Origin of the sequence: Streptomyces sp. NPDC016309, assembly GCF_043077235.1 — a bacterium.
Lineage (GTDB): Bacteria > Actinomycetota > Actinomycetes > Streptomycetales > Streptomycetaceae > Streptomyces.
Genome location: NZ_JBIBSG010000014.1, coordinates 19,897 through 33,658, shown reverse-complemented (window position 1 = coordinate 33,658; position 13,762 = coordinate 19,897). Strand labels below are relative to the sequence as shown.

Below are 13,762 nucleotides of genomic sequence, written 5' to 3'. Positions count from 1 at the left end.
GGGGTCAGAAGGGCCGGACCGCCGCCGAGTGCGCCAGCGCGGTCAGCGCGGCCTCGGCGCGCGCCGGCAGGGCGAGCCGGTGCAGGGCGTCGAGCGCCTCCTGGACACGTTCGCCGATCATGGCCTCGATGCGGTCGGGCGCCCGCAGCCTGCGCATCACCTCGCGCACCGCGTCCAGCCCTTCCCGCCCCGGATCCCCCCGGCCCAGCCGGGCGGTGAGCAGTTCCCGGTCGTCCGGACCGGCGAGGCGCCACGCTTCCGCCAGCAGCGCGGTGGGCCTGTGCCCGCGTACGTCGTCGGTGTCGGCCTTGCCGGTGCGTCGCGGGTCCCCGAACAGGCCGAGCAGGTCGTCCCGGAGCTGGAACGCCTCGCCCAGCGGCAGCCCGTACGCGCGGTAGCCGTCGCGCAGCCGACCGCCCGCCCCGGCCAGGGCGCCGCCGATCAGCAGGGGCTGTTCGACGGTGTACTTGGCGGTCTTGTAACGGATCACCTTCAGCGACGTCCCGAGGTCCGGGCCGTCCCCGGTGCGGAGGATCTCCAGGCACTCACCCGCGATCAGCTCGCGCGCCATGACCGTCCACCACGGGCGCGCCCGGGCCAGGTAGGCGGCGGGCAGACCACTGGTGGTGAACAGATGTCCCGCCAGGGCCATCAGCAGGTCTCCCACCAGCATCGCCAACGACCTCCCGGCGGCGCCGGCGCCCCGGCGGCCGCGTAGCGCGTCGCGCAGCGCGACGTGGGCGGTGGGCCGCCCGCGCCGCAGCGGACTGTCGTCGATGAGGTCGTCGTGCACGACCGCGGCGGCGTGCACGAGTTCCATGGACGCGGCCGCCCGCACGAGGGCGTCGGCGTCCGGCTGGCCGGCCGCGAGCCACCCCCAGTAGCAGAAGGCGGCCCGCAGCCTCTTGCCGTCGGCCACCGCCGCCTCCAGTTGCCCGGCCACCACGTCCAGGGCCGGGTCGACGTCCGCGAAACGGCCGGCCTCCTCGGCGACGAACCGGTGCAGCACCTCGTCGACGCGGGCCTTGAACGCGTCCGGGTCCCACCGGTCAGACGTCACGGGCGGCCGCGTCCCTCCGCGCGACGGCGTACCGGGCGAGGACCTCCAGGTGCGGCGGTGGCACGGCGGCGTACCGGTCCAGGACCAGACGGCCCCGCGCCACCAGGTCGCGCTCGGCCTCCCCGGCCAGCTCCGCCGCGTCCGAGCGGCGCAGCAGCCCCCGTACCGTTCCCAGGCCCTCGGCCAGGGTGCTCACCGCCAGATCGGCGAGCCCCGCCGCCAGCAGTACGGCCCGGCGCTCCGGGCCACTCCGTCCCGCGTGCTGCGTCACGATTCCTCCCCGTGTCCCACTTCCCGCGCCCCCGCCGCACCGGCCGGGTGCCCGCCGGCACCCCGGCCCCCCGAGCATGGCGTCACTCCTGGCGTCGCAGCGGGAGAACCCACGATCGAGTGATCACTTCGCGCGGCCGTACGGTCCGAGCGGCACGGCGCCGCCGTCAGCGGAGGAGGGCCAGGACGACCGCCGACCCGACGGTCACCGTGGACGTCAGCCAGGCGATCACGACCGCCCGCCCCCCGGAGGCCGGGTCGCTGCCGAGCAGCCCCTCCGCCCCGGGGCGGCCGGCGAACGGGCGCGCCCCCGCGTCGCCGCGCGGGCCGCCGGAAGAGGCCAGATCCATGCAGTACGAGCAGGGCGATCCGTCGGTCCCCGACCAGGAGGCGCCGTCCCCCACCGCGTCATGAGAGGTCCACATACCGACTCCAACAGCGCGACCGGGCCCCGGGCAATGCGGCGGCGCCCCCTCGACACCCAATCGCGACCTCGCCCATTCCCCGGGCATACCCACGTGCGCGCCGGCCGGTCGCGCACCTCACCCGGGCCGGGTGAGGCGGCCCGCCACCCGCAGGCGGCAGTCTCGGAATGGCCTGGGCGTCCCGTACCGACACGGGAGAGCGCACGGGCGACCGCCCCTGAGCGACAAGCGACAGGAGACAGGACATGACGACCACCCACGTCAAGAGCAAGCACAGCCGGGCCGTGGCCGGCGGCCTGGTGACGTTCGCCGCCGTACTGCTGATCGTCGCGGGCCTCCTCGACATCTTCCGCGGCATCATGGGCATCGCCGAGGACGACGTCTTCGTGGCCACGCCCGACTACATCTTCCAGTTCGACACCACGAGCTGGGGCTGGATCCACCTGCTCTTCGGAGGGCTGGCCGTACTGGTGGCCTTCGGACTCTTCAAGCCCACTCTCTGGGCACGGATGATCGGTGTGGTGCTGGCGTCCCTGCTGCTCATCGCCAACTTCCTGTCCATCCCCTACTACCCGCTGTGGTCGATCGTCGCCATCGCCATGTACGCCTTCATCATCTGGGCCCTGTGCGTCGTCCGTACCGAGAAGCGCTGACACGAGAGGGATGACGACCGATGTGCCGGTGGCTGGCGTACTCCGGAAGTCCCCTCCTGCTCGACACCATCCTGTACGAGCCCGCGCACTCGCTGATCGACCAGAGCCTGCACTCCCGCCTGGGCGTCGAGACGACCAACGGGGACGGCTTCGGCATCGGCTGGTACGCACCCGACGCCGACGACCGCACCCCCGCCGTCGTCCGCGACGTGGGGCCGGCGTGGAACAACCGCAATCTGCGGGAGATCTCCAGCCACGTCCGCTCGCCGCTCTTCTTCGCCCACATCCGGGCCTCGACGGGGACGGCGGTCCAGCAGACCAACTGCCACCCCTTCCGGCACGGCCACTGGATGTGGATGCACAACGGTGCCATCACCGGCTTCCCCGCGATGCGCCGGGAGCTGTGCATGGCCGTGGAACCCGCGCTGTTCACCGGCATGGAGGGGTCCACCGACTCGGAAGTGATGTTCTACCTGGCGCTCACCTTCGGCCTGCGGGACGACCCGCCGCTCGCGGTGGCCCGCATGGCCGGGTTCGTCGAGCGCACCGGTCGGGAACTCGGGGTCGCCGCACCGCTCCAGATGACCATCGCCACGACCGACGGCACCAGCGTCTGGGCGTTCCGCTACGCCAGCGAGGGCGACGCCCGGTCGCTGTACTACAGCAGCAGCGTCGCGTCGCTCCAGGCCCTCCACCCCGACATGGCGTTCCTCCGGGGCCTGTCCCCCGAGACGCGCCTGGTCGTGTCCGAGCCGCTGGGCGACCTCCCCGGAGCCTGGCACGAGGTTCCCGAACGCAGTTACGGCGTCGTCCGGGCGGGCGCCGACGAGCTGCGCCCGTTCGCGCCGGTGTAGCCGGAGCGCCGCTCCCGGGCCCCTGACCGGCCCGGCACGCGGGGGTCACGGCCCCCCGTGCCGGGCCGTGGTCCCGGGCCGAAGTCCGCGCCCGTGCCCGCGCCCGTGCCTGAGTCCACGCCTGCGCCCGTCCCCGAGTCCCCGAGTCCCCGCCCGCGCCCGTGCCGCGTCGTCAGGATCCGGCCCGTGCCGGGCGGCCCAGCGCCACCCGTGCGACGCGCGGCCAGTCGGCGGCCACCCGTTCCAGCGGGCGCCGCGGACGGCCGCGGGGAACGCGTACCCGCAGGGCCCCCGGGGCCGTCCGGCACACCACCGGGGTCGGCAGCAGCACATGCTCCCCGTCGATACCGGCCGGGACGGTGCCCGTGTCCGCCTCGACGACCACGCTCTCGGCGGTCAGCCGCAGCAGGCCCGCCGAACGGCTGCCGCGGACCATGCGCGCGGCCTGGGCCGTGTTGCCGACCCGCACGCCCAGGACGCCGAGCAGCCCGGAGTCCAGCCGCGCCCGGCGCCCGGGGTGGGCGGAATCCACCGCTCGCAGATACGGGTTGTTGCTGATGAGCAGCGCCTGGAGATCCTCCGCGCGGACGTCCCCGGCCCGCATCCGCAGGCGGGGCGCGTCGGGACCGGTGAGGAGCCAGGGGAGGCTGCGCAAGGTCGTGTGCACCTTCTCGCCGCGGTAGGCGGGGTCGCCGACGACGGCCGCGTACGTACCGAAGGAGGCGTTGTTGACGAACACCCGGCCGGCGGCGAACCCGAGGTCGACCCGGAGTTCGACGCCGTCGGTGAGGGCGTCGAGGGCCGCCGCCGGGTCGTCGCGGTCGAGACCGAGGTCGAGGGCGAAGTGGTTGCGGGTGCCGGCGGGGACCACCAGGAAGGGCAGGTCGTGCCGCGCCGCGACCTCGGCCACCAGCGCCTGGGTGCCGTCGCCGCCCGCCACGGCCAGCAGATCCGCCCCCTCGGCCACGGCCCGGCCGGCCAGTTCGGCGACGTCCTCGTGCTCCGGGCCGAGCAGCACGACACGGGCGCCGGCCTCCCGCGCCCGCGCCGCCAGGTGGAAGCGCTCCACCTTCCCGCCCCCGGAGCGCGGGTTCATGACGATCCAGGGGTGTCGCGGGGCCTCGGCGTCCACCGGATCCCGCGCGGAGGGGGTGTGCCCCGGCGCGGTGACGTGCTGGGCCGCCCGCACGGCCAGTACCCACAGGACGAGCGAGCCGAGGGCCGGCCCGAGCATGCCGGCCGCGGCGAAGACGGCCAGGACGGCGACCGGCGCGGCGACGCTCAGGAAGACCCCCGCCCACCGGACGGGGCCGGTGTGGGCGAGGGCCCACCAGACGCCCACGGCGGCGAGGGCCAGCCCGGCGAGACCGGCCACCAGCCACAGCACACTGCGCAGCCCGGCCGCCACGAGCGCCACGGCCGCGCTCGCCAGCAGCGCGAGCAGCGCCGCGCGGGCCCACCCCGCACGGCCGTCACCGGCGGCCGCCGTGAGGCGGCCACCGGGTCCGTTCGCCCCAGCGGTGTGCCGGCCGATCACATGTCGTCCGGTCGCACCACGCACAGGGCCCAGATGATGAAGGCCGAGGCGGCGATCATCACGATGGACCAGACCGGGTAGTACGGCAGGGAGAGGAAGTTGGCGATGATGACCAGTCCGCCGATGGCGACGCCCGCGACGCGGGCCCACATCGACGCCGCGAAGAGTCCGAGGCTGACGATGATGGCGACGGCGCCGAGCGTGAGGTGGATCCAGCCCCAGCTCGTGAGGTCGAACTCGAAGACGTAGTTGCTCGTCGTGACGAAGACGTCGTCCTCGGCGATCGCCATGATCCCGCGGCACACCCCCAGGACACCCGAAATCATGAGCATGACCGCCGCGAAGAGCGTCAGGCCACCGGCCCACGGGTGCCGCTCCGCCCTCGTCTGCGAAAACATCGTGTGCGTCATCCTGCTGGCTCCATTCGTCTCACGCGCTTCGTATCGGTAGCGGCTCGGTAGGACTCGGTACGGGTCAGGGCGCGGGCGCGGACGGGCCACCACCCGCTCGCGAGGAGCCCGCGCCGCTCAGGACCAGCTCCTTGGCCCTGCGGAACTCCTCGTCCGTGATGTCACCGCGCGAGCGGATGTCGGACAGCCTGGCGAGCTGGTCGACGCTGGTGGGACCGGCGGCTTGGGCGGGGCCCGCCTTGGCGGCGGTCTCGCGGACGTAGCTGTCGAACGCCTCCTGCTGCGCACGCGCCTGGGCGATCTCCCGGCGGCCCATGTTCTTGCCCCGGGCGATCAGATAGACGAAGACGCCCAGGAACGGCAGGACGAGCACCGTGACCAGCCAGCCGGTCTTGGCCCAGCCGCTCATGTCGTCGTCCCGGAAGATGTCGGTGACGATCCGGAAGAGCAGCACGAACCATGCGATCCACAGGAAGAACACGAGCATGGTCCAGAAGATGCTCAGCAGCGGAAAGTCGTACGCGAGGTACACAGGCCCACTCATCGCCACCTCCGTCGTCCCGGGCAAGCGCCCGGCAGCCGATCTGTGCCGTTACCAGGCTGGCCGCGGGGGAGGCCGATGGCTTCACCCGGTGCGGGTGAATCGGCCGCCGCGGCGGCCCGCCCTTCCGTTCACTCGCCGGCCTTGGCCCGGCGTGCGGCGAACGCCGTCCGGTACCAGCCGGACGCCGCCACCGCCTCGCCGAGGGCCAGACCCGAGACGGCCACCAGGAACACGGCGATCAGCCAGGACAGGAAGGTGAAGACGGGCCCGAGAAGACCGAAGTCGTCGAGACTGCGCTCCATGGCCGCCGGCACCAGCAGCCGGGCGGCCCAGCTCAGCACCACCGTGCCCGCCCCGGCCAGCACCGCCCCCGGTGCGAGTGCCCACCAGCCGACCCTGCCGCCCAGGAACAGGTGCTGGGTCCACCACCACAGCAGTGCCGCGGACAGCACCGAGAGCACCGCTCCGGTCACGCCGCCCCGGCCGAAACCGTCGCGCAGAGGCGCCTGGACCAACAACGCGCCCAGCCAGACGACCAGCCACAGCAGCCAGCGCCAGACCACGTCCCGCAGCGGCGCCCTGGGCAGGTGCCAGCACCGCTCGCACACCGCTTGCAGCGCACGGCTGAACGCCGTCGCCGACACCAGCGTCACCACCAGGCCGACCGCACCCACGGAGTTCCGCGTCGGCCCGTCCGCGGCGAGGGCGCGGCGCATCTCCTGGAGGGTGTCGCCGCGGACACCGAGCACCGCGCGCAACGAATCGCCCATCAGGTCCCGCACCCCCTCCGGCGCGAAGGCCGCCACCGTCATCAGCAGCGGCAGCACCGTGCAGAAGGCCTGCGCGGCGAGCCGCACCGCGCCTTCCACGATGTTGAGGACCGGCAGCCGGGTGAGGAGCCGGGCGGCGGGACCCGACCGCAGCCCCGCCCACAGCCGCTTCGCCCGGCCCCGGGCGGAGGACGAAGCTCCGGCGGGCCTCCTGGCCACGGGCGGGCCTCCTCTGTCACGGGCTCACAGGGCCGTGCGCCTCCGCATCCGCGGCGGGTGACGCCGGAGCGGGGCCCGCGGCGGCGAGGACGGCGAGGACGGCGAGGACGACCAGGACGAGGGCCACCACCAGAGCCACCGAGCCGACCGTGGGACCGTTCCAGAGCAGGAGTGCCAAGGCGCCCGCCCCGATCGTGACCCCGGTGGTCCAGGACTGGTGCGTCGCCAGCCACCGTCCCGTCCCGCCCGTGCGCAATCCGGCACGGTTCAGGCCCCGCCCCGTGCCCCCGGCGCCCCGCCGGGCCGCCGTCCGTACGGCCCGGGCCACCCGCCCGGGTCCGTACAGGAAGGCGGCCAGCGCCGTGATCACGGAGATGACGAGGAGGGTGCGGGTGCTCTCGCGCAGGAAGCGGACGAAGGTGTCGAAGATGGCGGCGGCGGCATCGGCCGGCAACTCGGCAGGCGGCACCGCGTCGAGGTACACCCGCCGCAGGACGGCCAGCGCGACCAGCAGCAGCGCCATCATCACGCCGACGCCGACCGCCGTGACCAGCAGCATCAGCCGGTGACCCGGGGCGACCCAGACGGCGAGAACGGCGAGGACGAAGGTCAGGACGGGCAGCCAGACACCGAGCACGTCCAGCAGCCGCATCGTGTCCTGCGCCTGGCTCAGGTGCTCGGTCTCGAACAGGGTGACCGTGCGGTCGGTGTCCGGTATGGCGGCGGCCTTCTCGAAGCCCGCGTCGACCAGACGCTGCTGCACCCGGTCGACGACCTCCCCGACGTCCAGCACCACCGTGTCGCCCGTGGCCCGCACGACCCCCGTCCGCTCACCGGTGAGCACGTTCATCACCGCGGCGTGCGCCTGGCGGTTCGCGGACTCCCACACCCGCTGGAACGTGTCACTGGTGACCACACCGTTGACGGTGCGGTGCACGACGTCCTCGACCGCGCCCCGCAGCGGGCCCGTGAGGGCCTCGGCCCCGTCCACCACGCGCGGCGGCGCCCCCGCGTCCGCCAGGGCCTTCGCCAGTGCGTCGGTCACCGCCTTCACGTCCACGTTGCCGGTCACGCGGTTCGTCAGCCGGTCGGTCACGACCTTCTGCACCGCCGGGTCCGACGACAGGGGCGACACGGTCTGCACGTACCGGTCCGTGTCCGAGACCGTGTCCTGCACCCAGGCGGCGACGACGGCCAGCGGGGCGAGCAGGAGGGTCAGCACCAGGAGGACGCAGGCGCCGATCCGCCGGACCCGGCGGTGCCGGACACCCGCCGCCCGGCGCAGCCGCTCGTAGTCGGAGCGCTCGGCGGCGGTCAGGCCATGACCGGCCCCCCCGGTCCCACCGGAGGCGGAGGCGGAGGCGGAGGACGAGCCGGAATCCATGGTCTTCTCCTCGGTCGTACGGGCCGGGGGTCAGCCCGGGCCGGCGGCGCCGGACCCCGGGCCGGTGGTGCGCGGCCCGTCGGACGCCGCTCGCGCGGCGAAGGCGACGGCCGCCTCGACGAGGCCGAGCAGCACGAGCCACAGACCGAGCAGACGCGTCAGCGCCAGCGCCGACTCCATCGGCAGGGCGAGCACCACGATGCCGGCGACCAGGCCGAGCAGTCCGGCGCCCAGGACGGCCCCGCGGTGCGGCAGGTTCCGGGCGGCGACGGCCGTGTAGAGGGTGAGGATGCCGGACGCGAGCCAGACGATCCCGGTGATCAGCGACAGGGCGGCGATGGTCTGCAGCGGATGCCGCAGGCACAGCACCCCGCCCAGCACGTACAGGACCGACAGGAGCAGCCCGGTGAGCCGTTCGCCGGCCTCCTCGCGGGCGAAGACCCCGACGAACCGGAGGGCACCGGCCACGATCAGGTGCAGGCCGATGAGAACCGCCAGGACGTGCAGCGTCTCGTCCGGCCAGACCAGAATCAGCACCCCCGGCACGAGGGAGGCGAGCGCCGCCGCCAGGATCCACGTCCAGGAGCGTTCGAGCTTCACCGACAACTCCACCGGAGCGCCCGGCGGCCCACCGGCCGGGCGCGGGGACGACCGGTCCGGTCCGCTGCCCGGCGCCGGTTCACGCGGCACGGTCATGGCTCCTCCTCGCGGCGTCGGGCCGGTGGTACGGGCCGCCCAGGGGATGCGGAGGCCCCACCGGGCCAGTGTCGTGCCCGCCGCCGGGCACGCGGGTCACCCGAGGCGGGTGATCCGGCCGCGCCGCCGGGGCGGTGAGGTGGAGACCGGGAGGGGTGCGCCGACGCCCCGCGGACGACGGAGGGACGCCACATGAACGAGCCGGCGGCATCCCCGGCCCAGCCGGGCGGCGAGTCACCCCGCCGCCGGCGGCGGGCCGCGCTGGTGGCCGGGGCCCGCGCCGTGGGCGTCACGGTGGGGCTGGTGACCGCGTACTACCTGCTGCCCCTGGAAGGGCGCAGGACGGGGGCCACCACCGCCTGGCTCACCCTCGGGCTGCTGGCGGTCGTCGTGGTGCTGGTGTGGGAGGCGCGGGCCATCGTGCGCTCGCCGCATCCCCGGCTGAGGGCCGTCGAGGCGCTGGGCGGCACGGTGGCGCTGTACCTGGTGCTCTTCGCGGGTACTTACTACCTGATGGAGCGCTCGTCCCCGGGCTCCTTCAGCGAGCCGCTGACCAGGACGGACTCCCTGTACTTCACGCTGACCACCTTCTCCACCGTGGGCTTCGGCGACATCACGGCGCGCTCGCAGACGGGCCGCGTGCTGACCATGGTGCAGATGGCCGGCGGGCTGCTGCTGGTGGGCGTCGTGGCGCGGATCCTGGCGGGCGCGGTGCAGGCGGGGCTGCGACGGCAGGGCCGTGAACCGCCGCAGTAGGAGGCTCCACGGCACGCGGACATCCGTCCAGGAGGTGTGAAGCCATGGCCGTACCGAGCACCACAACCCCGACCGCTCTCCCGACGACGTCCTCAGTGGCCGAGAGGGCCGCCCAGGGCCGGGGCGCCCGCCGGCACGCCTCCCGCTCATGCCACGGCTGGTTCGAGGCGGGCGCCGGCCGGTTCGACCCGGTGGCGGTGGTCGAGCGGCAGTCGGCCACGCGCCTGCCCGAGCTGGTGCCCCTCCGCTACGGCCGGATGCTGGAGTCCCCGTTCCGCTTCTACCGGGGTGCGGCGGCGATCATGGCGGCCGACCTCGGCCCCCTGCCCAGCACCGGTCTGACCGTGCAGCTCTGCGGCGACGCCCACCTCCTCAACTTCCGGTTGCTGGCCTCGCCCGAGCGCCACCTGGTCTTCGACATCAACGACTTCGACGAGACCCTGCCCGGGCCGTTCGAGTGGGACGTCAAACGGCTGGCGGCCAGCTTCGCCATCGCCGGCCGGGCCAACGGTTTCTCGGTCGGGGAGCAGAACGCCGTGGTGGCGGCGTGCGTACAGGCGTACCGCAGGCGGATCCGCGAGTTCGCCGCCATGCGCACCCTGGACGTCTGGTACGCGCAGGACGACGCCGACCGCATCCGCCGGCTCGCCGCCTCGATGGGCAAGGAGGCCACACGCCGCACCGCCACCGCCGCGGCGCGGGCCCGCAAGCGCACCGACCTCCAGGCCTTCGCGCAACTCACCCGGGTCACGGCCGAGGGCCGGCGGATCGCTCCCGATCCCCCGCTGATCGTCCCGCTGCGCGACCTGGCCGGCGAGCCCTCCGACGACGAGCGGCGGCAGCTCGCCACCCTCCTGGACAGCTACGGGCGGACCCTGTCGTCCGAGCGCCGCCACCTGCTGCACCGCTACCGGCTGGTCGACGTGGCCCGCAAGGTGGTGGGCGTCGGCAGCGTCGGGACCCGCTGCTGGATCCTGCTCCTGCTCGGCCGGGACGACGACGACCCCCTGCTCCTCCAGGCCAAGGAGGCCCAGCGGTCCGTACTCGCCGATCACACGGGCGGCGAGGACTTCGACAACCAGGGCCGCCGGGTCGTGGCGGGACAGCGGCTGATCCAGACGACCAGCGACATCTTCCTCGGCTGGACGCACGTCGTCGGCCTCGACGGACGCGGCCGGGACTTCTACGTGCGCCAGCTTCGGGACTGGAAGGGCATCGCCCGGCCGGAGACCATGAACCCCCAGCTGCTCGGCCGGTTCGCCCAGCTCTGCGGGGCCTGCCTCGCCCGGGCCCACGCCCGCTCCGGCGACCCCGTCGCCATCGGCGCCTACCTGGGCGGGAGCGGCCGCTTCGACCGCGCCCTCACCGGGTTCGCCCAGGCGTACGCCGACCTCAACGAACGGGACCACGAGGCGCTGGGCGCCGCGGCCCGTGCGGGCAGGATCACCGTCGAGACCCTCTGACCCCCGGGCGGCACCGCACCGCCGCTCATTCCGGCAGCGGCCGCATCTCGATGACACGCAGTCCCAGCGACCGGCAGCGGGCCAGCAGTCCGTACAGGTGCGCCTCGTCGACGACGTGCCCGAACAGCACGGTCTGGCCGGACATCACCACGTGCTCCAGCTCCGGAAAAGCTGTCGTCAGCGGCTCCGACATGTGTCCTTCGACGCGGATCTCGTAGCGCATGAGCTGCTCTCCCGCGGGCGAACCGGAACAGACGGATTTCGCGTTCCCCCCGATCGTCCCGTCGGTTGGCGGCCCCGGCTTCACCCCGCAGAGGTGACTGTGCGTCCGGGGCGGCGGCCCGGTGGGTCGATGGGGCAGTGCGTCAGTGCGTCAGTGCGTCAGGACGATCTTCAGCGTGATGATCAGCAGGCCGAGCACGAGGTTCGCCGAGGCCGTGAGGGCCACCAGGCGCCGGTGGGCACCCGCGCGGCGAGCCGCGGCCACCGACCACCCCACCTGCCCGGCCACGGCCACCGTCAGCGCGAACCACAGGGAACCCTGCACGTCGAGCCCCAGCAAGGGGCTCGCGGCCACGGCGACGGCCGGGGGGACGGCGGCCTTGACGATCGGCCACTCGTCACGGCACGCCTCCCACACGATCCGGCGGTCCGGCCGGTGCTGGGCCAGACGCGCGCCGAAGAGCTGGGCGTGGACATGGGCGATCCAGAAGACGAGGCCGGTGAGCAGGAGCAGCAGCACCACTTCCAGGCGGGGGAACGAGCCCAGGGTCCCGGCCCCGACGACCACGGACGCGGCGAGCATCGACCCGTAGACCCCGCCGGTGTAGTCGGCGTGCGCCCGTCGTACGGCGCGCCGAGCCGCCCGGTCCGAGGTCCTCTCCGTACGGGACAACCCGGTCTCCTTCCGGCCTCAGCGCGCCGCACCGGACGCGTCGTCCCCGGCACCGCCCTCCGCGTCCCCTTCCGGGTCGCCCTCGGCACCACCACCCGTGTCGCCCCCGGTGTCGCCGGGCGACCGGGCGGCGCCCGTCCCGCGCGCGGGCAGGTGGCGCGTGACGAGGAAGCCGGCGAGGGTGATCCCCCCGGTCGCGAGAACGGCCGCCTTGAGGCCGTCGAGCTGCGCCGACGCGTACGAGTCCACCAGCGCCTCCGTCTCGGCCGGCGGCAGCCCGGCCCGCTCGGCCGCCGAGCGGACCTCGTCGGTGGGGACGAAGCTGATCCCCGCTTCGAGGGCGATACCGGTCTGCTGCCGGGCCTCCTCCGACAGCCTCGGATCGTCCTCCACGTGCGAGGTGAAGGCATGGGCCAGCGCGCCGATCAGCAGCGATCCGATGAGGGCCGTCCCCAGCGCGGACCCCAGGTTCTGCGCCGTGAACTGGAGCCCGCCCACCTCGCTGCGCCGCTGCGCGCCGACGCTCGACTGCACCACGTTGCCCAGTTGTGAGGCGAGCAGGCCCATCCCCACGCCCAGCAGCGCCATCGCCCCGGCGAACTGGGCGTCGTCGATGACCGGGTCGATCGTGGCCAGCAGCCACACGATGGCCGCCGCCAGGGTCAGCAGTGCCAGCCGTACCATCCGGCGGGGTCCCGCCGCCCGTCCGAGCCGGGCGCCGAGCAGGGACGCGGCCAGCATGGTGGCCGAGACCGGCAGCAGCCGCAGCCCCGTCTCGAACGCGTCGAAGCCCTGTACCACCTGCAAGTACAGCGGGATGGTGAAGAACAGCCCGAGGAGGATGAGGTTCTGGCTCAGCAGTGCCATGAGCCCGGACCGCAGCGGCGGTACGTGCAGCAGGGACAGGTGCACCAGCGGATCGGCGCCCCGGGCGTCACGACGCCGCTGCCACCACGCGAAGACGGCCAGCACGGCCGCTCCCGCCCCGATGACGAACAGGGTCGGGGCGAAGCCCAGGACGGTGAAGGGCGGGTTGCGCGGGCGCAGCCAGCCCCAGCTACTGCTCTGGAGCACCCCGAAGACGCCCAGCGCGAGACCGGCCGCCGAGAGCGCGGCTCCGGCCCAGTCCAGCCTCGGTGGCGGCTCACGGCGCGGGGCTTCCTTGATCAGCCGCTGGCAGCACAGCACCGCCACGACGACCACGACCTCACCGGCGAAGATCAGCCGCCAGGTGAGGTAGGTCGTCACCCAGCCGCCCAGCAGCGGACCGACCGCGATCCCCGCCCCGGCGAGTCCCCCGATGACCCCGTAGGCGACCGCCCGGTCCCGTCCGCCGTACGTCTCGGCGACGAGGGCCGCCATGGCGGGCAGCACCATCGCGGCGCCGAGGCCCTCGATGACCGACCAGCCCACGGTGAGGACGCCGAGGGTCGGGGCGATGGAGGTGAGCGCCGACCCCACGCCGTAGACGACGAGGCCGGTGAAGAACAGGCGCCGCCGCCCGAAGACGTCCCCGAACTTCCCCCCGATGATCATGAAGGCCGCCATGACCAGGGCGTACAGCGTGATGACGGCCTGGACGGCCGTCACCTCGGTGTCGAAGTCCTCGACGAGCTGACTGATGGAGACGTTCATGACGGCCGTGTCCAGCACCATCAGGAACTGGGCCGTACCGAGGACGATCAAAGCCCGCCAGCGTTTCACGGTGTCCACCTCTCGGGGGCGGCCGGGGCCCGTCGGGGGAGGGAGCCGGACGACGGCAGGCGTGCGGCCGGCCGCCCTCCCCATCCCAGCCGATCCACGCGCCCGGCACCTCACCCCCTACG

16 protein-coding genes are annotated in these 13,762 nt (G+C 74.0%); 4 read left to right on the top strand and 12 right to left on the bottom strand.

Annotated features, from left to right (window positions below):
* Positions 1–4: 4 nt before the first annotated feature.
* From ACF068_RS28405 to ACF068_RS28395, 3 genes are all read right to left on the bottom strand, one after another.
* Positions 5–1,060, bottom strand: a complete 1,056-nt coding sequence (locus ACF068_RS28405; RefSeq protein ID WP_392277146.1) for a polyprenyl synthetase family protein — start codon at positions 1,058–1,060, stop codon at positions 5–7.
* Entirely contained in the window at positions 1,050–1,331 is a 282-nt protein-coding gene (locus ACF068_RS28400; protein ID WP_392277145.1) for a polyprenyl synthetase, read from the bottom strand. The genes ACF068_RS28405 and ACF068_RS28400 overlap by 11 nt, the downstream gene beginning before the upstream one ends.
* A 166-nt stretch (positions 1,332–1,497) precedes the next feature.
* Positions 1,498–1,755, bottom strand: coding sequence for a hypothetical protein (locus ACF068_RS28395; protein WP_392277144.1), 258 nt, complete (start codon positions 1,753–1,755; stop codon positions 1,498–1,500).
* Positions 1,756–2,000: 245 nt separating this feature from the next.
* On the opposite strand from ACF068_RS28395, the gene ACF068_RS28390 reads away from it, so the two are divergent.
* Together ACF068_RS28390 and ACF068_RS28385 are read left to right on the top strand one after the other, a co-directional pair.
* The gene (locus ACF068_RS28390) at positions 2,001–2,408 is read left to right on the top strand and encodes a hypothetical protein (RefSeq protein WP_392277143.1); all 408 of its coding nucleotides are present in this window, start codon (positions 2,001–2,003) and stop codon (positions 2,406–2,408) included.
* Between the two features lie 20 nt (positions 2,409–2,428).
* Positions 2,429–3,262 carry a class II glutamine amidotransferase gene (locus ACF068_RS28385; protein ID WP_392277142.1) on the top strand — a complete coding sequence of 278 codons (834 nt, stop codon included), beginning with the start codon at positions 2,429–2,431 and terminating at the stop codon, positions 3,260–3,262.
* A gap of 172 nt (positions 3,263–3,434) precedes the next feature.
* On the opposite strand, the gene ACF068_RS28380 is transcribed toward ACF068_RS28385, so the two are convergent.
* The 6 genes from ACF068_RS28380 to ACF068_RS28355 all read right to left on the bottom strand — a co-directional run bounded on the left by ACF068_RS28380 (position 3,435) and on the right by ACF068_RS28355 (position 8,822).
* The gene (locus tag ACF068_RS28380; RefSeq protein ID WP_392277217.1) at positions 3,435–4,796 is read right to left on the bottom strand and encodes a diacylglycerol/lipid kinase family protein; all 1,362 of its coding nucleotides are present in this window, start codon (positions 4,794–4,796) and stop codon (positions 3,435–3,437) included.
* Complete coding sequence (locus ACF068_RS28375) at positions 4,796–5,209, bottom strand: hypothetical protein (RefSeq protein ID WP_392277141.1); 414 nt, start codon at positions 5,207–5,209, stop codon at positions 4,796–4,798. Before ACF068_RS28375 ends, ACF068_RS28380 begins: the two co-directional genes overlap by 1 nt.
* A gap of 64 nt (positions 5,210–5,273) precedes the next feature.
* A complete protein-coding gene (locus ACF068_RS28370; protein WP_392277140.1) occupies positions 5,274–5,753 on the bottom strand; it encodes an SHOCT domain-containing protein in 480 nt (159 codons plus the stop codon).
* Positions 5,754–5,881: 128 nt separating this feature from the next.
* A complete protein-coding gene (locus ACF068_RS28365) occupies positions 5,882–6,742 on the bottom strand; it encodes a ribonuclease BN (RefSeq protein ID WP_392277139.1) in 861 nt (286 codons plus the stop codon).
* A gap of 16 nt (positions 6,743–6,758) precedes the next feature.
* A complete protein-coding gene (locus ACF068_RS28360) occupies positions 6,759–8,126 on the bottom strand; it encodes a hypothetical protein (RefSeq protein WP_392277138.1) in 1,368 nt (455 codons plus the stop codon).
* 30 nt (positions 8,127–8,156) lie between these two features.
* Entirely contained in the window at positions 8,157–8,822 is a 666-nt protein-coding gene (locus ACF068_RS28355; protein ID WP_392277137.1) for an HdeD family acid-resistance protein, read from the bottom strand.
* Positions 8,823–9,014: 192 nt separating this feature from the next.
* On the opposite strand from ACF068_RS28355, the gene ACF068_RS28350 reads away from it, so the two are divergent.
* Both ACF068_RS28350 and ACF068_RS28345 read left to right on the top strand, forming a co-directional pair.
* Entirely contained in the window at positions 9,015–9,578 is a 564-nt protein-coding gene (locus tag ACF068_RS28350) for a potassium channel family protein (RefSeq protein ID WP_392277136.1), read from the top strand.
* Between the two features lie 44 nt (positions 9,579–9,622).
* Entirely contained in the window at positions 9,623–11,041 is a 1,419-nt protein-coding gene (locus tag ACF068_RS28345) for a DUF2252 domain-containing protein (RefSeq protein WP_392277135.1), read from the top strand.
* Positions 11,042–11,066: 25 nt separating this feature from the next.
* Here ACF068_RS28345 and ACF068_RS28340 read toward each other — a convergent pair whose 3' ends face one another.
* The 3 genes from ACF068_RS28340 to ACF068_RS28330 all read right to left on the bottom strand — a co-directional run bounded on the left by ACF068_RS28340 (position 11,067) and on the right by ACF068_RS28330 (position 13,640).
* The gene (locus tag ACF068_RS28340) at positions 11,067–11,264 is read right to left on the bottom strand and encodes a hypothetical protein (RefSeq protein ID WP_392277134.1); all 198 of its coding nucleotides are present in this window, start codon (positions 11,262–11,264) and stop codon (positions 11,067–11,069) included.
* Positions 11,265–11,414: 150 nt separating this feature from the next.
* The gene (locus ACF068_RS28335) at positions 11,415–11,936 is read right to left on the bottom strand and encodes a hypothetical protein (protein WP_392277133.1); all 522 of its coding nucleotides are present in this window, start codon (positions 11,934–11,936) and stop codon (positions 11,415–11,417) included.
* Positions 11,937–11,954: 18 nt separating this feature from the next.
* The gene (locus ACF068_RS28330) at positions 11,955–13,640 is read right to left on the bottom strand and encodes an MFS transporter (RefSeq protein ID WP_392277132.1); all 1,686 of its coding nucleotides are present in this window, start codon (positions 13,638–13,640) and stop codon (positions 11,955–11,957) included.
* Positions 13,641–13,762 lie beyond the last annotated feature (122 nt).